Origin of the sequence: Enterococcus sp. CSURQ0835, from assembly GCF_902706605.1 — a bacterium.
Lineage (GTDB): Bacteria > Bacillota > Bacilli > Lactobacillales > Enterococcaceae > Enterococcus_A.
In genome coordinates this window covers 13184-31019 of record NZ_CACSLH010000034.1, presented here as the reverse complement: position 1 = coordinate 31019, position 17836 = coordinate 13184, and the positions used below count along the sequence as shown (strand labels likewise).

The 17836-nt window shown below is 40.9% G+C and carries 22 protein-coding genes and 1 pseudogene; 17 read left to right on the top strand and 6 right to left on the bottom strand.

Features of this window, described 5'->3' with window-relative positions:
• Nucleotides 1-171: 171 nt before the first annotated feature.
• From GVJ38_RS12015 to GVJ38_RS12005, 3 genes are all read right to left on the bottom strand, one after another.
• Entirely contained in the window at nt 172-1290 is a 1119-nt protein-coding gene (locus tag GVJ38_RS12015; protein WP_200849502.1) for a peptidylprolyl isomerase, read from the bottom strand.
• Nucleotides 1291-1485: 195 nt separating this feature from the next.
• Nucleotides 1486-1818 (bottom strand): YtxH domain-containing protein, encoded by a 333-nt coding sequence (locus GVJ38_RS12010; RefSeq protein ID WP_235032892.1) that lies wholly within the window; start codon nt 1816-1818, stop codon nt 1486-1488.
• 1 nt (nt 1819) lies between these two features.
• Nucleotides 1820-2245: an HIT family protein gene (locus GVJ38_RS12005; RefSeq protein WP_159723394.1), complete on the bottom strand. Its 426-nt coding sequence runs from the start codon at nt 2243-2245 to the stop codon at nt 1820-1822.
• A 137-nt stretch (nt 2246-2382) separates the two neighbouring features.
• On the opposite strand from GVJ38_RS12005, the gene GVJ38_RS12000 reads away from it, so the two are divergent.
• The 15 genes and pseudogenes from GVJ38_RS12000 to rarD all read left to right on the top strand — a co-directional run bounded on the left by GVJ38_RS12000 (nt 2383) and on the right by rarD (nt 14616).
• Nucleotides 2383-3123: an ABC transporter ATP-binding protein gene (locus tag GVJ38_RS12000; RefSeq protein ID WP_159723393.1), complete on the top strand. Its 741-nt coding sequence runs from the start codon at nt 2383-2385 to the stop codon at nt 3121-3123.
• On the top strand, nt 3116-4321 hold the full coding sequence (locus GVJ38_RS11995; RefSeq protein WP_159723392.1) for an ABC transporter permease: 1206 nt from the start codon (nt 3116-3118) through the stop codon (nt 4319-4321). The genes GVJ38_RS12000 and GVJ38_RS11995 overlap by 8 nt, the downstream gene beginning before the upstream one ends.
• 108 nt (nt 4322-4429) lie before the next feature.
• Nucleotides 4430-5215 (top strand): phosphotransferase family protein, encoded by a 786-nt coding sequence (locus GVJ38_RS11990; protein WP_159723391.1) that lies wholly within the window; start codon nt 4430-4432, stop codon nt 5213-5215.
• A gap of 113 nt (nt 5216-5328) precedes the next feature.
• Nucleotides 5329-5976, top strand: coding sequence for a tRNA (guanosine(46)-N7)-methyltransferase TrmB (gene trmB, locus GVJ38_RS11985; RefSeq protein ID WP_159723390.1), 648 nt, complete (start codon nt 5329-5331; stop codon nt 5974-5976).
• Nucleotides 5977-6031: 55 nt separating this feature from the next.
• Entirely contained in the window at nt 6032-7570 is a 1539-nt protein-coding gene (lysS, locus tag GVJ38_RS11980) for a lysine--tRNA ligase (RefSeq protein WP_159723389.1), read from the top strand.
• Nucleotides 7571-7688: 118 nt separating this feature from the next.
• The gene (gene comGA / locus GVJ38_RS11975; protein ID WP_159723388.1) at nt 7689-8657 is read left to right on the top strand and encodes a competence type IV pilus ATPase ComGA; all 969 of its coding nucleotides are present in this window, start codon (nt 7689-7691) and stop codon (nt 8655-8657) included.
• Nucleotides 8587-9600 carry a competence type IV pilus assembly protein ComGB gene (comGB, locus tag GVJ38_RS11970; RefSeq protein ID WP_159723387.1) on the top strand — a complete coding sequence of 338 codons (1014 nt, stop codon included), beginning with the start codon at nt 8587-8589 and terminating at the stop codon, nt 9598-9600. The genes comGA and comGB overlap by 71 nt, the downstream gene beginning before the upstream one ends.
• Nucleotides 9597-9854, top strand: coding sequence for a competence type IV pilus major pilin ComGC (gene comGC / locus GVJ38_RS11965; RefSeq protein ID WP_159723386.1), 258 nt, complete (start codon nt 9597-9599; stop codon nt 9852-9854). The genes comGB and comGC overlap by 4 nt, the downstream gene beginning before the upstream one ends.
• Nucleotides 9835-10287: a competence type IV pilus minor pilin ComGD gene (gene comGD, locus GVJ38_RS11960; protein ID WP_159723385.1), complete on the top strand. Its 453-nt coding sequence runs from the start codon at nt 9835-9837 to the stop codon at nt 10285-10287. The genes comGC and comGD overlap by 20 nt, the downstream gene beginning before the upstream one ends.
• On the top strand, nt 10274-10555 hold the full coding sequence (locus tag GVJ38_RS11955; RefSeq protein ID WP_159723384.1) for a hypothetical protein: 282 nt from the start codon (nt 10274-10276) through the stop codon (nt 10553-10555). Before comGD ends, GVJ38_RS11955 begins: the two co-directional genes overlap by 14 nt.
• Nucleotides 10536-10937, top strand: coding sequence for a competence type IV pilus minor pilin ComGF (gene comGF / locus GVJ38_RS11950; protein ID WP_235032890.1), 402 nt, complete (start codon nt 10536-10538; stop codon nt 10935-10937). Before GVJ38_RS11955 ends, comGF begins: the two co-directional genes overlap by 20 nt.
• A complete protein-coding gene (comGG, locus tag GVJ38_RS11945; RefSeq protein WP_235032889.1) occupies nt 10915-11247 on the top strand; it encodes a competence type IV pilus minor pilin ComGG in 333 nt (110 codons plus the stop codon). Before comGF ends, comGG begins: the two co-directional genes overlap by 23 nt.
• A 161-nt stretch (nt 11248-11408) precedes the next feature.
• The gene (locus tag GVJ38_RS11940) at nt 11409-12410 is read left to right on the top strand and encodes a class I SAM-dependent methyltransferase (RefSeq protein ID WP_159723382.1); all 1002 of its coding nucleotides are present in this window, start codon (nt 11409-11411) and stop codon (nt 12408-12410) included.
• 24 nt (nt 12411-12434) lie between these two features.
• On the top strand, nt 12435-13631 hold the full coding sequence (locus GVJ38_RS11935; RefSeq protein WP_159723381.1) for an acetate kinase: 1197 nt from the start codon (nt 12435-12437) through the stop codon (nt 13629-13631).
• An 89-nt stretch (nt 13632-13720) separates the two neighbouring features.
• Nucleotides 13721-14616 (top strand): annotated as a pseudogene (gene rarD, locus GVJ38_RS14495) (EamA family transporter RarD).
• Nucleotides 14617-14618: 2 nt separating this feature from the next.
• Here the strand turns inward: rarD and GVJ38_RS11925 are convergent.
• Nucleotides 14619-14798 carry a hypothetical protein gene (locus tag GVJ38_RS11925; RefSeq protein ID WP_159723380.1) on the bottom strand — a complete coding sequence of 60 codons (180 nt, stop codon included), beginning with the start codon at nt 14796-14798 and terminating at the stop codon, nt 14619-14621.
• 71 nt (nt 14799-14869) lie between these two features.
• Between GVJ38_RS11925 and GVJ38_RS11920 the strand changes: the two genes are divergently transcribed.
• Entirely contained in the window at nt 14870-15448 is a 579-nt protein-coding gene (locus GVJ38_RS11920) for a GNAT family N-acetyltransferase (RefSeq protein WP_159723379.1), read from the top strand.
• A 26-nt stretch (nt 15449-15474) separates the two neighbouring features.
• Here GVJ38_RS11920 and ppnP read toward each other — a convergent pair whose 3' ends face one another.
• Nucleotides 15475-15795: a pyrimidine/purine nucleoside phosphorylase gene (gene ppnP, locus GVJ38_RS11915; RefSeq protein ID WP_159723378.1), complete on the bottom strand. Its 321-nt coding sequence runs from the start codon at nt 15793-15795 to the stop codon at nt 15475-15477.
• Nucleotides 15796-15875: 80 nt separating this feature from the next.
• Entirely contained in the window at nt 15876-16283 is a 408-nt protein-coding gene (locus GVJ38_RS11910) for a YxeA family protein (RefSeq protein WP_159723377.1), read from the bottom strand.
• Between the two features lie 457 nt (nt 16284-16740).
• On the opposite strand from GVJ38_RS11910, the gene GVJ38_RS11905 reads away from it, so the two are divergent.
• The gene (locus tag GVJ38_RS11905; protein ID WP_159723376.1) at nt 16741-17664 is read left to right on the top strand and encodes a class F sortase; all 924 of its coding nucleotides are present in this window, start codon (nt 16741-16743) and stop codon (nt 17662-17664) included.
• Nucleotides 17665-17836 lie beyond the last annotated feature (172 nt).

The window sequence follows — 17836 nt, the reverse complement described above, 5'->3', positions numbered from 1 at the left end:
CCTCCTAATCTGATAGTGATGCGGTCGGTCAACCAGCATTATCTTATCATTTTGGGAGGCTTTTTTGATACCACGCTAAAAGCTTTTTGGAACCACCCGCATAGCAGGTGGTTTTCAAATCATACAATAAAAAGACCTGACGGCTAGCCGTCAGGTCTTTTCCAATTCATCTTATTGTGCAGCTGATGATTGTTCGGTACTTTGTTGTGAAGATTGTTGACTAGCTTGTTCTGAAGCTGCAGTTGATTGTTCAGTTGAAGCTTCTGAATTTGCTTCAGAGCTCTTCGTTGATTCTTCCGTTTTTTCGCTGGCTTTGGTAGATTCTTCAGTTTTGGCTGAGTTATCAGTAGCGGCTGAAGAGTTCGTTGTTTTCTTGCCAGAGCTATTCGTCTTCAAGAAATCAGATAAGACGTTGTCGAACGTATTGTCTTTGATCTTCACGTTAGCTTTCTTCAATTCGCTTGCGATCACTTTTGAAGTAAAGTTTTGGTCTGACATTTTAGATTCTTCGGCAATGTTGTTGATCTCTTTTTTGTATTTGTCCATGTCATTACCTTTAGGCGTATTTTTCTCCATCTTCACGATGTAATAAGACGTTTGGTAAGTCGATGAATCCATTGCTGAGATCACAGAAGACGTTTCACCATTTTTTAGTTTGAACGCTGCTTCTTTGACTTCACTTGGAACAGTAGATGATTGTGAATCAAATTTGATCTCGCCGCCATTTTTCTTTGTAGCGCTGTCGGCTGATTTATCTTTTGCTAATTTTGCAAAGTCTTTGCCGTCATCCAATTGTTTTTTCAAATCTTTTGCTTCATCTTCACTCGTTGCCATGATGACGCGAGCTTGAACCTCAGGATGGAATGAATCCCAAGCTTTTTTCTTATCTTTTTCTGTCAATTTAACGTGCGATTTCAAACCTTCTTGGAATGCTAACGTTTGTTTCAAATATTCTTTATACGATTTTTTCGTATAGCCAGCTGATTGTAATTGGCTTTCAAAGCTGCTGCCCAATTCTTTTTCTTGTTTGCTGTATTCAGCGTCGACTTTTTTATCTGAAACTTTGTCACCATACGCATTTTCAAAAACTTTGTAGATGATCATGTTTCGTACCAGACTTTGGTTCGTCTGCTCTTTTTTCGCTTCGTTGTAAAAATCTTCGACGGTGATCTTGCCGCCTTTCATCGTTGCGATGTCTTGATTAGATGCACCATTGGAACATGCGCCTAAGACCGCAACACTCAACAGACCCGCTGTTGCTAAAAGAATTTTTTGTTTGATGTTTTTCATCCTGTGCTACACTCCTGTAATTATGATTTGCGATTCGATAAAACCACTATAACATACCTAAAATCTCAAAATAAAGCCTTTAACAATAGTTTCTGATAAACTTCACAATAAAAACACAAAATGATAGCGGCGATTTTTGTGTGGTTGGACACATTTTTTACCTGATTGCTATCATTTTGTGTGAATGACTTTTTGCTACTCAGCACTTGGCAAGTCACTTGTGATTTTATTGAGTTGCTCTTGGATCTGTTGAATGCGTGGTTCAGCTTGAAATTTGAAATCCTCGATCTCATCGGTGATTTCTTTTTGGACTTCAGGAACGACTGTTTTAACATTGCTTAAGACTTCTTGCAACGAACTTTTAAAATCACCTAAAACATCGTTTAGCTCGTCGGCTTGTTGGACGAGGCCACGCGTGTCTTCAATCAATTGTTCACGGGTAGCACTTCCTTTTTTAGGAGCGAAAAACAAACCGGCGATGGAACCAACACCTGCGCCAAATAATAAACCACGGAAAAATTTTTTCAATTTAGTCCACCTGCGCTTTGATCGCGTCAGCGAATTGTTGGAGCTCGCTTGGCGAATATTTTTTTGTGTGATCTCCGAAATGAATTGAAAAATCATCTTTTTTCGAGTAGCGTGGGATCAAATGGATATGGGAATGGAAGACGGATTGATAGGCGAGCTCTTTGTTGTTGTTCAACATGTTCAAACCTTCCATCTCAGGAAAAGCTTTTTCTAAGGCTTTAGCGATTTTGGGGATTCGTGAGAACACATCAGCCGCTAGCGTTTCATCATATTCAAAAATATCGGCAACGTGCTGTTTGGGAACGACGAGCGTATGGCCTTTAGTGACTTGCGAAATATCTAAAAAGGCGTATACTTTATCATCTTCATATACTTTGTAGCTGGGGATCTCTTGGGCTACGATTTTGCAAAAAATACAATTATCCATGGGACTCATCCTTTCGAAAAATACTGGTACTTTCACTTTACCATATTTTTCCGAACTGGTAGGAGAAAAAAGCGGCGAAAAGACAAAAAAACTAGCTGAGACCCGTGGTATAATAAAAAAGAATTGGAGGATTTTACATGAGTTTAACGATTGAACATGTGACCGGTGGCTATGGCCATCTACCGGTTTTGAAAGATATCAGTTTTAAGGTAGCAGACGGTGAGATGGTGGGCTTGATCGGCTTAAATGGCGCCGGGAAGTCTACGACGATCAAAAATATTATCGGTTTGTTGAACCCGACTAAAGGCGTCATTACCATCAATGACCAACAACTAAAAAATGATCCAGAAGCCTATCGTAAATTGATCGGCTATATTCCCGAGACGCCTTCATTATATGAAGAACTGACGCTAAAAGAACACATCGAAGTGACCGCGATGGCCTATGATATCGAGCGAGAAGAGGCATTGCGTCGAGCAGATAGTTTGTTGAAAACTTTTCGCTTAGAAAATCGCTTAGATTGGTTTCCGGTGAATTTTTCTAAAGGGATGAAACAAAAAGTCATGGTGTTGTGTGCCTTTTTAGTTGAGCCTAGTTTGTTTATTATCGACGAACCATTTTTAGGTCTAGATCCACTGGCTATCAATGCGTTGTTAGAATTAATGGAAGAAAAGAAAAAAGCCGGGGCTTCGATCTTGATGTCGACGCATATTTTAGCGACGGCCGAAAAATATTGTGACCGTTTTGTCGTCTTACACGAAGGCGTGGTGCGCGCCCAAGGAACGATCGAGGAATTGCGGCAAGAATTTGATTTGCCGGGTTCTTCTTTAGATGAGATCTACGTCGCATTGACAAAGGAGTCGGTCGCTCATGACTAAATTTTTTAATGCTCGTTTGGCACGCCACCAAAAAAAGATGATGAAGTATATGCGTTACGTGTTAAATGATCATTTCGTATTAGTCTGTTTGTTTTTAGTCGGCGGCTTAGGCTTTTATTATTCCAATCTGCTAAAAAGCTTACCGGAAAATTTTGTCTGGGGGTTGCCGATCGTCGCACTTATTTGGTGGTTGGTTTTACCAGCAGGCGGTTTGGCGACTTTACTAGAGCCGGCAGATACCGCTTTTTTACTCCCCAAAGAAAAACAAATGGCAGGCTATTTGGATCGTGCAGTTCAACATTCTTTGCTTTTTCCCTTTGTGTTAGAAGGCTTAGTCGTAGGGATTACTTTGCCGCTCGTCGTAGTGATCAAAAAAGAAAGTTTCGCTTGGGCGCTAGCTTATCTAGGCTTGGTTTGGCTGTTAAAAGTCGGACACTTTCTGCTCTTGCGCTTTTCGGCGTTTCAAGATACTAAGTCTAAGGTCCGGCAGTTGCTCTTGTTTTGGGCAGTCGTAAGTTTAGTAGCGATCGCGGCTAGTTTGTATGTGACTCCTGTGATCGGTTTAGCGCTGGCGCTTTTTTTGTTACTGATCTTACGTCAGGTGACGAAAACAACACGCTTGCTCGATTGGCAAAAATTGATCGATCAAGAGCGCAGTCGGTTGTATCGGATCTATCAGTTCATCAATTTATTTACAGATGTGCCCGAGATCGAAGCTAAAGTCAAGCGGCGGAAGTATTTAGATGGTGTGTTGCACTTGATTTCGTTTAAGCAGAGCAATACATATTTGTATTTGTTCAGCCGTCGCGCATTGCGAGGTTCTGAATACAGCGGCTTGTATTTTCGGCTGTTAGTCGTGGGCTGTGTTTTACTGCTGACGTTGCGTGATGTTCGCTTTATTGCTATTTTAGCGGCGCTCTTTATTTATTTGATTGGCTTTCAAATGTTGCCGCTGTATACGCAATTTGATTATGTCAGTTTGACGCAACTATTTCCGGTGAGTACACCGTTTAAACGGCGCGCATTGCGACAGTTGATCGGTGCGTTGCTAGTGATCGCCAGCGTGATCTTTGCCTTGGCCTCGTTAGCTGTAGTGACGCCGTTGGAAAGTTTGCTGATTTTTGTGATTTTACTCATCGAGATCGGGTTATTTTTAATCTTGTATGTACCTAGCCGGATCAAAAAAATGGAACGTTGAGTCGACGAGAAAATTTTATTTAACTGAATTGAGCATTTGGCTACTTGACGAACTTCGTGGAACTGACTACAATAAGAAATACTGCAAAAAGCAAGAGGAGGCGCTTTGATGGAATTTCAATTGGATAGCGAATGGCGCGTACAACCGATCAAAGGTAGTACTGGCAAGACATATGTCGGCTATCGAAATAGCGATGAGCGAGTTTTCATCAAGCGGAACACGACTCCGATGCTGGCTGCATTGTCAAAAGAAGGGATCGCACCGCGGCTTGTTTGGATCAAACGAACGGGTGATGGCGATACGCTAACGGCTCAAGAGTGGTTGGAAGGTCGCTTGTTAGAACCAGAAGAGATCCCTCAGCGCAATGATGTGATCGATGTTTTGTACCATCTGCATCATTCTGAATCGCTGCACACGATGTTAAAGCGGATCGGCGGCCGCAAAATTTCCCCGCAACAGTTGCTGGAAAGCTATGAAAAAACGTTGCCGCAGATCTTACAGGAAAATCAGTTCATTGAATTGGTGCACAATTATTTAAAACAAAATATTCCATATTATCCGAAAAAAAAATACACGGTGGTCCACGGCGATGTCAATCATCGTAATTGGCTCGTCTGTCGCCACTATTTATATTTGGTCGACTGGGATTCCATCATGTTTGCTGATCCAGCGCTCGATCTAGGAACGATTCTAGGTAGTTACGTGCCGCTGTCTTCATGGAGCGCGTGGCTCGTGCGTTACGGGTGGCAACCTACTGATGAAAACATGGAACGCATCTATTGGTATGCGTTGATGGGCTTGTTAGCTGAGATCGCCCGCTTGTATCAGCGAAAAGATTTTAAACATATGAATCAAACGATCTTACAATTAAAACGTATTTTTGCGGGAAGCTGAACTTACTTTCGTTCAGCTTTTTTTATGGGGATCAAAGCAAAACGAATTGCATCAGCGGCGGAACGTAAAAACTTACGAATAAAATCATGAAATGAATCGAAGGAGAGAACGACATGCGCGTTAGAAATCGTCCCGGGGCTGCCGAATTATTAGCGGCCCATCCGGAATATGTACCAGCTGAACCAGAAAAATTAAAAGGTCGGTGGCAGGAACGCTTTAAAAATGATCATCCGATCCACATCGAGATTGGGATGGGGAAAGGCCAATTCATTACGGGAATGGCGAAAGCCCATCCGGAGATCAATTATATCGGGATCGAGATGCAAGTCAGCGTGATCTCACTTGCCTTAGATAAATTGATCGCAGAACACGTACCAAATTTACAATTATTACATGTAGATGGTTCAGAGCTCACAAATTATTTTGCGGAAAACGAAGTGGATCAGATCTATTTGAATTTCTCTGATCCGTGGCCCAAAAAACGACACGAAAAACGACGCTTGACCTCTAAAAATTTTTTAGCGGTCGATGAAACGATCTTACGACCAAATGGCGAGATCCATTTTAAAACCGATAATCAAGGCCTATTTGAATATTCGTTGGCGAGCTTTTCGCAATACGGGATGGTTTTGAAAAAAGTTTGGCTCGATCTGCACCACAGCGATTACGAGGGCAACATCATGACGGAGTACGAAGAAAAATTTTCTGGCAAAGGCCAACCGATCTATCGCGTCGAAGCGCAATTTAAGCAGTCTGTCTAATTATTAGGCAGGCTTTTTGCTTTTTGGTACACTTAAAGAAAAAGGGAGTGTCGCCATGCATTGGGCTTATGAAGCAGCAAAGAAAATTTTAAAAAGAAAACCAACGGGGATTCAGACGTGTGCGTCAGGTGTCAGTCCTTCGGGATTTGTTCACGTGGGAAATTTTCGTGAACTGGCGACGACGTATTTTGTCGTAACCGCCCTAAAAGATTTAGGCGGCGATCCCCGGTTTATTTTGTCATGGGATGACTATGATCGGCTACGCAAGCTTCCTAAAAATGTTACTGGTGTAGCGGAAACGGAAATCGGCAAGCCGTATACGAAAGTTCCAGGGCCATTTGGTTCAAGTGAATCTTACGGGACTTATTTTGAGCAATTATTTGAAAAAGACTTGCAAAAATTAGGGATCGCACCAGAATATTTGTACCAAACAAAACACTATGAAAGCGGCGTGTATGATGAAGCGTTGAAAAAAGTACTTCGCAACCGGAAAGAAATTTATGATATTTTAGCGCGTTTTCGAACGGAAAAACCAGACGCGACTGAGCGCGAACATTATTTTCCGATCTCACTATATTGTGAGACGTGCCAGCACGATCAAACGACGATCACAGATTTTGATGAAGCAACCCTCACTTTGCATTACACGTGTAAATTTGGGCATCAAGGTAGTCAAAAGATCGGTTATGGTCAACAGGTCAAATTGCATTGGAAAATCGATTGGCCGATGCGGTGGCAATATGAAGGTGTCGTCTTTGAGCCAGGCGGGAAGGATCATTCATCCAAAAATGGCAGCTTTGATGTTGCAACAGCTGTCGCTAAAGAAATTTTTGATTATCCTGCTCCAGAATATGAGCCTTACGATTTTGTAAACATCAAAGGCCAAACGAAAAAAATGTCTAGTTCGGCGGGCAACATTATTACGTTGGATGAATTATTGGATATTTACACTCCGGAAGTCGTTTTTTATTTATACGGTAAATACTTGCCAAAAGCCCAGTTCAATCTCGGCTTAGATGAAGATGTCTTACGCAATTACAGTGAGTTTGAGCGCAAAGTCGCTGCGGTCAAAAATAAAAGTGCCGATGAGACACTGCAGCAGTTGATCTTTTTGACAGGTGTGGACTTGACACAAACGTATCCAGCTTTTTCCCATGTCGTCAATATTTTAGCTCTAACGGCAAATGATCAACGATTGACGCAAAACATTTTGGAAAAAGAAGGTTATCAAGAAGCAGCAATCGCGCATTTATTGAAACGTGCTGCTTATTGGATCGAAAATGATGCGTCGTCACGGTTGCTGACGATCCGCCAGCAAAAAGATGACGCGCTCTATCAAAAGTTATCTCCTCAGATTAAAGCGGAATTAGCCGCTTTTGTCGCGTTGCTGGAAAATACTACGCGTGATGAGCCGGACTTGATGCAAAAAATTTATGACTTGACCCCGGCAAAAGATAAAAAAACAAAACGCAAAGACCAAAAAGAATTGTTCCAAGCGATTTATCAATTGACACTAGGTCAAGATCACGGACCACGTATTCCGCTATTAGTCAAAGTAGTTGGCAAAGAGCGAATCATTCAGTTATTAAACTAAAAAAATGCAGGAGTCGCAAATGAGCGGCTCCATTTTTTTGTGTCTTTTTAAAAACAAAGAGCCCGCCTAATACGTGAAAAAAATTTGATTGCCGTATGTTACTAATGAGGTGGGAAATATGACGATCGAAACATTTTCAACTGAATTGGTCGCGTTAGGGGCCAAAGAAAATTTTCAAGATTTTTATTTATTGCCGCGTCAAGATCATTATGAATATTTTTTTCGCCGTGGGACACGACTTTTTTATCACGCGTGCTTGAAAAAAGCCACGGCCTTACAATTGATCAGTCGCTTCAAGTACATCGGACAAATGGATGTCAGTGAAAAACGGAAAGCCCAGTTAGGTGCGGTCAGTTATGACTTGCCTTGTGGCGTGCAACGATTACGCTTGTCGACAGTCGGGGACTATAAACAAAATGAATCACTAGTGATTCGGTTCATCCATCCGTTAGAGCAAGCGATGATCCATTATTTTTTACCTGAACAATTTATCTTTTTAACCCAACGGACTCGGCAAAAAGGCCTGTATTTATTTTGTGGCGCGGTCGGCTCGGGCAAAACGACATTGATGTACCGTTTAGCAAAACAAGTGGAAGGACAAGTGATCACGATTGAAGATCCCGTCGAAGTTGAAGAATCGCAATTTTTACAACTGCAAGTCAATCCTAAGATCCAGCAAACCTATGATGAGTTGATTAAACTTTCATTGCGGCACCACCCAGATGTACTGATCATCGGGGAGATCCGGGATGAACAAACGGCTAAAGGTGCGATCCGTGCGGCATTGACGGGTCACTGTGTCTACGCGACGCTACACGCTGCAAGTTTGGAATCGGCCGTGACGCGTTTAGTGGAGTTAGGTGGCGAAAAAAGTTTATTGACTGATTGTTTGCGTGGCGTCGTTTACCAAGAATTATTTGCCGATGTCAGCGGTCGTCAAGGGGTGCTTGTTGCCTACACATTTGGAAAAGAAAAAGTAAGTTGGTCGGAGAGTTTGACTTTGTTAGGAGCACGCGATGAAGATGAAAAAAATTACGATCAAGCAAAAGATTCAATTGACCCAACTGCTGGGAGATTTGTTGACTAACGGCTTTAGTTTGCCAGAAGCATTAGCATTTTTACAAAAGGCCAATGGGATCAAACAAATCTGGCTTGCGGTATTACTGAAACATTTACGTGGCGGTCGTTTGTTAGCATTGAGCTTTGCAGAATTAGGTTTTTCCAGTGATCAAGTGTTGCAAATCGAACTTGCAGAAAGCCATGGTGAATTAGCACCGACTTTAAAAGGTCTAGCCAAACAAATGCAGCTGACCCAACAACAAAAAGAAAATTTTTTTAAAGCGATTGCGTATCCGCTAGTTCTCTTACTATTCTTGTTGATCACACTGTTAAGCATGCGCTACTTTTTACTGCCGCAACTATTAGCAACGGGACTGTTGAAAAAAGATAACTGGGCAGTGACCTTGGTGCAAGCGACACCGGTGATCTTGATCAGTCTAGGGCTAGTGCTTGTTAGCGCATTTTGTCTCTGGAAAGCGCAAATGGGTCAAAGAAGTTTGATCACCCGTTTTTCTTGGTTAGTGCAGCTACCCTTGATCGGTACGTTGCAAAAAGATTATCACTCGGCTTACTTTGCTTTAGAGTGGGGAAAATTATTTGATCAAGGTCTTGAACTCAATCAGATCGTCGCATGTATCTTAGCTACCCAAAAGCCTTCATTGATGAAAGAATTAGCAACTGAATTACAAATAAATTTTCAACAAGGAAAGGAATTGGCTCCTGCTTTACAAAACTATCGCTTTTTACGTTCAGAGTTCAGCCAGATTGTGTTGCAAGGTGAAGCCAGCGGTCAATTGGGAAAAGAACTGCTAACTTATAGTGAGTTGATCTGGCGGCGCTTTTTTACCCGACTAGAATTTTTTTGCGCTTGGATCCAACCGCTTATTTTTTTATTGGTTGCGCTGTTGATCATCAGTCTATATGTTGCCATGTTGTTACCACTATCGAATAATTTAGGAGGCGTATTATGAAGAAAAAAGACGGATTCACATTACTAGAAATGATGGTCGTTTTGTTTGTGATCGGGATCTTGTTGTTGCTATTTGTTCCTGGGATCATCAAACAAAAAGAAGCAGCAGACAAGAAAAATGATCAAGCGCTGGAAAAAGTGATTGACACTCAATCGCAAGTCTATGAGTTAGAATTTGGCAAGCGGCCTACTTTGGAAGAACTACAAAAAGAAGGTTATATCACGCAAGAACAATATGATAAAGCAAAAAAATAATCGCGGTTTTACTTTGTTGGAGGCACTGGTGGTCTTGTTTGTCGTTGCCGCGTTTACTTTTTTACCGACCATCGTTTTTCATTCATGGCAACAAGCCTTGCAACAACGCTTTTGCCTGTATCAACTAGAAAAATTGATCTTACATCAGCAACAGATCGCGATCACGGAAAGTAAAAATACGTATATCGACTTGCACAATGACAAAGAGCTGATCGTTTTTTCAGTTCCTAGTGAAACGTTGGATTGGAAACTGTTCCAATTACCCGCGGGGATCGATTTGAAAAGTGGCGGTCGAATCACGTTCAAAGCAACGAGCGGTAATATTTCAGGTGATCAAATAGCAGGCTCGATCCCAAAAATCAGTTTGCAAGTCAATGAAGAAAAAATCACGTATCAATTTCAATTAGGAAGTGGTCGCTTTGTTAAAAAATGATGGCTATATTTTATTGGAAAGTGTACTGAGCTTAGCGATCTTAGTCGGATTGGTCTATGGTTACTTAGCTTTTAGTTTGCACTTGCAACAACAAAGTCAACGCCAAATCAAGCAGCTGGATCAGTATGCGCTATTGTATAGTGAAACAAAGCGCTTCACACGACATCAGGAAACGAATGCCCCCAGTGTGACGATTACAGTGAATGCCGAAAAAGTCGCTGCTGTTTGGTCGGAAGGAGCGCAACAAATTGAAGTCGCAAAAAAATAAAGGCTTTACACTACTAGAATGTTTAGTCGCGTTGCTGATGTTAGCCGGGATCTTACTTGTGATTTCCGGCTTGATCAAATATACGGAAAAAACCGAACGTCAATTGAGTTACTATCAAGAACGTGAGTGGCACGTTTTTTTATTTCAGTTGGAACATGAATTACGACAGGCGACCTATCGTGAGGTCAAAAACAACCAGATCATCTTTGAAGATCAGTTAGTGATCAAACAATTGAACGACAAATTGATCAAATCAAAAGGCTATCAGCCGCTATTGACCAACGTTAAGCAGTTTACTTGTTACGAAACAAAAGGTGGGGTAGAGTATGAAGTTGAATTTAGTCAAGGAACGAAAAAAAGTGGCGCTTGGATCATCAAATAGTCGAGGGGGCGTGTTGCTATCGGTCCTCTTGACGCTTTTTTTATTTAGTTTTTTGTGGTTGCAACTGTTGACGACTTACCAACAGACGATTGATTTTACGAATCGAACGCGTCGAAGTTATCAAGCGAAGATCGCCAAAGAATTATTTTTAGCTGACTATCCGCAACTAGCAAAAGAGAAAGGTCAGTGGCACTTTACACAAGGTGAGTTAGTGTACCAAAAACAGTCAGAAAATTTGAAGATCACAGTCCAGATTCAGGGAAAATCATTTTCTTTTACCGAACCGCTTGAAGAAATCACCAAAAAGTAATAGGATATGAAAGGTAAGCGCTTTTAAATTAGTGCGGACAATTTCCCGCTTTTCAGTCCTAAAAAACACTTTAAATAAAAAGAAAGCGATTGATTATTTCGTTTTTCTTCGCTAGAATAGAACAGGTATCAAAGGTGTTATATAGTTTTGAGAGGTGTAAAATGAACCCAGAAAAAATCGAGACCGCTTTTTCGTTGATGGAAGAAGCCATTACCACAATTGAACGTTCGCTAGACACTTCCTTTTTTGACGCCTACATTGAAAATGCGGAAAATCTAGTGGATGACGCAAAAGTTCGAGTGATCGATCAAACGCCAGATAAAAAAACAGTCGCCAAGATCGAAGCTCTGTATCAAGACATTTTGCAATTAGACTTGCAAAAAGAAGAATGGCGCAAATTGACCCAACTTTTATTATTACATGGTTCTAAAAAAGAAGGCTTACAACCAAATCATCAATTGACGCCAGATAGCATCGGATTTTTATTCGTCTTTTTGATTGAGCAACTGAGTCAAACAAAAGAATTACGAATTTTTGATCCGGCAGTTGGGATGGGAAATCTTTTGCTGACCGTCGTGATCGGGTTGCAACAAGCTGGCTATCACGCGCAAGGGATCGGTGTAGATATCGATGACACATTGTTAGCGATCGCAGCAGCGAATGGCGCTTTGATGGCGGAAACCCTTCAATTGTTTCATCAAGATAGCTTGCACGATTTATTAGTTGATCCGGTTGAAATCGCAATGGGAGATTTGCCAGTTGGTTATTATCCCAATGATGAACAGGCGGAAAAATTTATCACGCATGCTGAAAAAGAACATAGTTATGCGCATCATTTGCTGTTGGAGCAAAGCATGCATTATGTCAAACCAGCCGGCTATGGCTTGTTTTTAGTTCCAAGTAACTTTTTAGAAACTGAGCAAGGACCACTGTTAGAAAAATGGCTCGGGAAAAAAGTTTATTTACAAGGGATCATCCAATTGCCTGACGAATTGTTCCAGTCTGAACATTCACGTAAAAGTATTTTGTTGCTACAAAATACGGGAGCGGATGCAAAACAAGTGGATAAAGTTTTACTAGTCAAGTTACCGACTTTAAAAGAGCCTGCTAAAGTAAGTTCATTTTTCAAAGAATTCGAGGACTGGAAGTCTTCTAATCTATAGTTTAAAAAATAAGGAGAATTAACAATGACAAAAACAATTGCAATCAATGCCGGAAGTTCAAGTTTGAAGTGGCAATTATATCAAATGCCAGAAGAAACTGTGATCGCGAAAGGGATCGTGGAACGGATCGGTTTAAATGATTCGATCTTTACGATCAAATATGATGACGGTGAAAAATTTGAACAAGTCTTAGACATCAAAGATCACGAGATCGCGATCCAAATGTTATTAGATAAGTTGATCGAGTTGAAGATCATTGGTTCCTTCGATGAGATCACAGGCGTTGGCCACCGGGTCGTAGCGGGTGGAGAATATTTCAGCGATTCAGTCGTCATTGATGATGATGTATTGCAAAAAATCGAAGAGCTAAAAGAATTCGCACCGTTGCATAACCCAGCTAATGCGATGGGGATCAAAGCTTTCCGTCATATTTTACCAAATGTCGTGAATGTAGCAGTCTTTGATACGTCATTTCATGCAACGATGCCAGCTGTAAATTATTTATATAGTATTCCAAAAGAATATTACGATAAATATGCTGCTCGGAAATACGGTTTCCACGGCACGAGCCATCGTTATGTATCTGCTCGGGCAGCTGAGTTGTTAGAAAAACCGATTGAAGACACAAAGATCATTACTTGTCATATCGGGAATGGTGGTTCGATCACGGCGGTTGAAGGTGGAAAATCAGTGGATACTTCAATGGGCTTCACACCGTTAGCCGGTTTAACGATGGGAACACGTTGTGGGGATATCGATGCGTCACTCCTACCATATTTAATGGAAAAAGAAGGTATCTCTTCGATTAACGAAATGATTGATATCTTAAATAAAAAATCAGGCGTTTTAGGTTTGACGGGCATTTCCAGTGACATGCGAGATATTGAAAATGGAGCCGATGAAGGAAATCCTGATGCAGTACTAGCGATGGAGATTTATTGTGATCGGATCCGCAAATATATCGCTCAATATATTTCAGTGATGAACGGCGTGGATGCCATCGTCTTTACTGCGGGCGTTGGTGAAAACGCTGATCCAGTTCGTAAAGAAGTTTTAGATAAAATGACTTGGTTCGGGATCGAGTATGACGAAAAAGTCAATGCTGCAACGCATGGTAAAGAAGCTGAGCTATCAACACCAAACTCACGCATCAAAGTCTTTGTTATTCCAACGGACGAAGAAGTCATGATTGCGCGTGACGTCGCACGTTTAAGCAAATAATAAATTGCAAGTCGGCAGCTCTATTTTGATAGGGCTGCCTTTTTACTTTCAGCTCTAAATTTAAAAGTATATGATTGAAAAGAGGTTTTATGAAAAAATATTCTGGACTGGCATTTGGGTTAGGCGCCTATATTTTGTGGGGGATCATTCCACTGTATTGGAAATTATTACCTGATGTGCCACCGCTTAATCTTTTGTTTTATCGGATCTTTTGGTCGTTGATTTTTATGTTGTTGTATTTAGCTGTAACTAAAAAATTTTCTCAAGTCAAAGTAAAGACCCAAACGATTTTGGAAAAAAAGCGGCAACGTGTGACGATTGTTTTAGCAGCGCTCTTTATCTCGCTCAATTGGGGTTTATTTATCTATACAGTTTCGATCGGTGAAGTGCAGCAAGCGAGTCTAGGTTATTATATCAATCCACTATTTAATGTTTTAGCGGGAGCTCTTTATTTGAAAGAACCCCTGAGTCGCGCCGCTAAGTTAGCCAGCTTGTGGCATTGACTGGAGTCGTTTTACTGACCGTTCAAACGGGCGTCTTTCCATTGAATTCACTTTTGCTGGCATTATCGTTTTGTCTTTATGGCTTGATGAAAAAAAGTTTGCCAATCTCTGCTGTGTCGAGTATCACGTTAGAAACATTGATTATGACGCCGCTTGCATTGATTTACTTTTTTGCGGTTACTCAAGACTTTATGGGATATGATTTAAAAACAAATTTGTTACTGATGGGAGCAGGGGCGATCACTGCGGTGCCATTACTTTTATTTGCCAATGCGGTCAAACGTCTATCCTATATCACACTAGGATTCATCCAGTATATCAATCCTACTATCATGTTACTGTTAGCGGTCTTTTTATTTCACGAACCTTATGCGCTGCCACAGTTGCTTGCATTTAGTTTTATTTGGTTGGGGATCATCGTGTTTGTGCTAGGCAATTTTTTACCTCCTCAACTCACAAAACGCAAAAAAGCTGACCAATAAGTTTACTTGGTCAGTTCTAAAATGAACAATGTTTTTTTGATTGCTGTCAGTGTTTCTTCGGTGGTCGTCAAATCTTTTTGCATCGCGGTTAAAGTTTGTTCGTCGGTCAAGTCAACCGGTAGTTGTGCTTGTAATTCTGTCAGTGTTACTAACAAATCACGCGTCAGTTCCAATGATCGCATAAATTTCACCTCACTTGGCATTATACCAAAGACAAAAAAATAAGCGACTGATTTGCTGGAAAGGAAGTAGTATGGAACGTTTTACGTTGAAAAAAGTTACTAAAAATGAATGGCGCCAATTGTATATCATATTAGATCAAGATTTTCCTCGTTTTAAACGTATTCCGTGGCCGCTTTTGAAAAATGGATTGCGGCGCAAAATTTTGACGGCCTACTTTTTGACGGACGGCGACGCAATTTACGGTTATGCGATCTGGCAAAAAGCATTCCGCTTTGATTATCAGCATTTGTTGTATTTTGGAGTACTTGCTCAATATCGAAAACAAGGAATTGGCAGTGGTTTTTTACAATTACTGGTAAAAAAAGCCAAGCAAGGTGTTTTATTAGAAGTTGAAGATCCTCAAGCTGCGAAAAGTCGAGCCGAGCAGTCTGAATGTCAGCAACGGATCAAATTTTATGAACAGAATGGGTTTACACTTTATTCCAATTTTTCTTTTACTAATTTTGGCTTCCAAATGCGAGTGATGAGTAATACCAAACTTCCTCAAAGTATTGATTTGACTTATTATCGAGCACTTTATGATCAAGCATACGGCCTGCCACTAGGGCGGGTAGCTCTTAAAAAATCAAAAATGCACGCAATGTCTTAAAACATTTTGACATTACGTGCATTTTTTTATTTTTCGATATATGAACAACAGTAGTCAGCAAAAGTAGGCACTTTAACTTGGAAGCTGTCGTCAGCTGGCACACTGAATTTACTGCCAGCAGGATAATTTTGCCAACTTTCTTCCCCTGGTAATAAAGCAGATAGCTCACCATTGATGACTTCCATCAATTCTTCAGCAGCAGTTTTAAACGTATATTCGCCAGCTACCATAAAACCTAAAGTGATTTTTGTACCGTCCGCTTTCGTAACTGCGCGACTGGTGACTTTCCCGTCGAAGTAAACATTAGCTTTTTCAGTAATTGTTGCATTTTCGTAAATCCGTGACATAAGAGGACCTCTTTTCATTTTTATGAATATTTTTAATTATTATATTTACAAAAATGAAAAATAGCAATCTTTTTTTGTTCTTATTTAGTTGCTACTCGCAAATTTTGGAGAGCAGGTTTAGGGATTTGATCGAACATAACCGCTTCATAAGCATAGACTGCTTGTCCTTTGATTTTAAGTTTTAAATAGTGACCTAAAGGAGCTAGCCGTTCACGACCGTAACTTTTGACTTGCACATTTCGTTTGCGGCCTTGTTGATCAAAAGTATCTGCGAGGTAAATATAGTCGATCCCGTGCTTTGGATCGCGCAATGAGGTGAGGGGCTTTTCCGGGATTCGAGCATAGACTTCTTTGGTTTTAATAAAAGGATTGAGGGCATCAAGTTGAATAGCCCAATCAGCTGTGTTGTTTTCAGTTAGTTTAGGTGGAAGAAATAAAATTAAGCCGCAAATTAAGAGAATAAAAGATAATGGCAGTTTTCGTTTCATACAAGATCATCCTTTCCCATTTATCATAGCTGAAGTTCATTGAAAAAAAATCCATCGGAAGACCGATAAACCATCAATTTTTGGTCGGAGAACAGAATTATTTTAAGTTCCTTTGAATAATGCCTTCACTTTTTTGCTAGCTAAAAGTGAATCAAAGAAAAGATGATCAGAACTAATAGCAAGTCTAGAGCATTTGTTTTTATTGTAGAATGCGTGTGAGTTTGGTTTCTGTTAAGTGAAGTAGATCAGCATATTTCTTAAACTTTTTAAAAAATGGTAAAGAAAAACAGATTGAATTTTTTGTGATGTTTATCGCAATAACTTGATGCTAAAATGTAGGTAGAAAAGGAGGTGAACTCTTTTTTCCAGCTACGTTTTTTTCTTCGCACCGCCTCAATAAGCCTCGTTTTGAATTGTCTTCAAAAGAACAACTTTCCAACTGAAAGGGGGAGTTGTGATGTCTATCCGTTTATTTCTTTGGTCTTGCTTGGTCGTATTGTCATTTTTGAATCCGCTTTCTGAACCTGGTGTACTGGTAGAAACTTTTGGGCCAGTCAAGGTTGAGTCAATCCTCAGCTTAGATTCGCTCATAAAACCAACATCAGCTAAGAAGAAAAGTGTTGCTAACGTGGTCCTGCTAACGGCAACTCGTGCGGATTTAAAGACACGTGAAAAACTAAAAACAACTTTTAAACAGCAGATCGCAGTTGCAGCTGAGCTTCAAAAGGCGGAACAACAAAAGGCAGCTGTTTTGCCGCCAGCTACTGTGACGAGTGAAAAGCAGCCGTCGCCGTCAGCAAATACCACAACTTCAGCACCACCTGCGTCGTCTACTTCCTCGTCAGCACAATCAGTTGCTTCGGCTCCAGCCGCTTCATCGGTCACCCCACAAGCTTCAACTCAAGCTACGACTGAGTCTGCTTCTAGCGTTACTACTTCAGCTTCGGCACCACCTGCCACATCCGCTTCGCAAACACCCCCACAAGCTCCAACTTTGGTTCCCAATTCAATTCAAATCGAAAATCAAATTATCCCGCTTGTTGATGATCAAGGTGCACCCGCTGCGCCCGATGGTAACCGTGCCGGTTTATGGAAAGGGACTGGTGAAGTCGATGATGGTCAACCGACGCATATTATTGGTCATAATCCGGGGATCTTCCACGTATTATTTTCTCTTTCTGTCGGTAGCAAAGTCACTGTCATGGATCGCAACGGTCACACGCGCGAGTATACGATTTACAAAATTTTAACGGTCAACGACCAAGCAATTGGGACAGACGGTCAAGTCCATTGGGATGATATTTTAAATCAGCCTGGAGAATCGATCAGTCTACAAACTTGTATCGATGATAACTGGAATGAAATGTATCTTGCGCATTAAGCTGCCGAATTTTTCGGCAGCTTTTTTGGGCTTCAAGGCTAAGAAAAATCTAGCAAGTTTATAAATGCGCACTACGAAGCTATTAAGAAGAATGGCTTTCTAAAATAATCTTAAGCTTTATCGGAAAGTTAAAAAAACAACTTGCGTGCTTTTTCGTTTCTCGTTAAACTGA

Coding starts and splice junctions, on each gene's coding strand:
- GVJ38_RS12015 (WP_200849502.1), bottom strand. CDS start 1,290: ATGAAAAACATCAAACAAAAAATTCTTTTAGCAACAGCGGGTCTGTTG.
- GVJ38_RS12005 (WP_159723394.1), bottom strand. CDS start 2,245: ATGGATAATTGTATTTTTTGCAAAATCGTAGCCCAAGAGATCCCCAGC.
- GVJ38_RS12000 (WP_159723393.1), top strand. CDS start 2,383: ATGAGTTTAACGATTGAACATGTGACCGGTGGCTATGGCCATCTACCG.
- GVJ38_RS11995 (WP_159723392.1), top strand. CDS start 3,116: ATGACTAAATTTTTTAATGCTCGTTTGGCACGCCACCAAAAAAAGATG.
- GVJ38_RS11990 (WP_159723391.1), top strand. CDS start 4,430: ATGGAATTTCAATTGGATAGCGAATGGCGCGTACAACCGATCAAAGGT.
- trmB (WP_159723390.1), top strand. CDS start 5,329: ATGCGCGTTAGAAATCGTCCCGGGGCTGCCGAATTATTAGCGGCCCAT.
- lysS (WP_159723389.1), top strand. CDS start 6,032: ATGCATTGGGCTTATGAAGCAGCAAAGAAAATTTTAAAAAGAAAACCA.
- comGA (WP_159723388.1), top strand. CDS start 7,689: ATGACGATCGAAACATTTTCAACTGAATTGGTCGCGTTAGGGGCCAAA.
- comGB (WP_159723387.1), top strand. CDS start 8,587: ATGAAGATGAAAAAAATTACGATCAAGCAAAAGATTCAATTGACCCAA.
- comGC (WP_159723386.1), top strand. CDS start 9,597: ATGAAGAAAAAAGACGGATTCACATTACTAGAAATGATGGTCGTTTTG.
- comGD (WP_159723385.1), top strand. CDS start 9,835: ATGATAAAGCAAAAAAATAATCGCGGTTTTACTTTGTTGGAGGCACTG.
- GVJ38_RS11940 (WP_159723382.1), top strand. CDS start 11,409: ATGAACCCAGAAAAAATCGAGACCGCTTTTTCGTTGATGGAAGAAGCC.
- GVJ38_RS11935 (WP_159723381.1), top strand. CDS start 12,435: ATGACAAAAACAATTGCAATCAATGCCGGAAGTTCAAGTTTGAAGTGG.
- GVJ38_RS11925 (WP_159723380.1), bottom strand. CDS start 14,798: ATGCGATCATTGGAACTGACGCGTGATTTGTTAGTAACACTGACAGAA.
- GVJ38_RS11920 (WP_159723379.1), top strand. CDS start 14,870: ATGGAACGTTTTACGTTGAAAAAAGTTACTAAAAATGAATGGCGCCAA.
- ppnP (WP_159723378.1), bottom strand. CDS start 15,795: ATGTCACGGATTTACGAAAATGCAACAATTACTGAAAAAGCTAATGTT.
- GVJ38_RS11910 (WP_159723377.1), bottom strand. CDS start 16,283: ATGAAACGAAAACTGCCATTATCTTTTATTCTCTTAATTTGCGGCTTA.
- GVJ38_RS11905 (WP_159723376.1), top strand. CDS start 16,741: ATGTCTATCCGTTTATTTCTTTGGTCTTGCTTGGTCGTATTGTCATTT.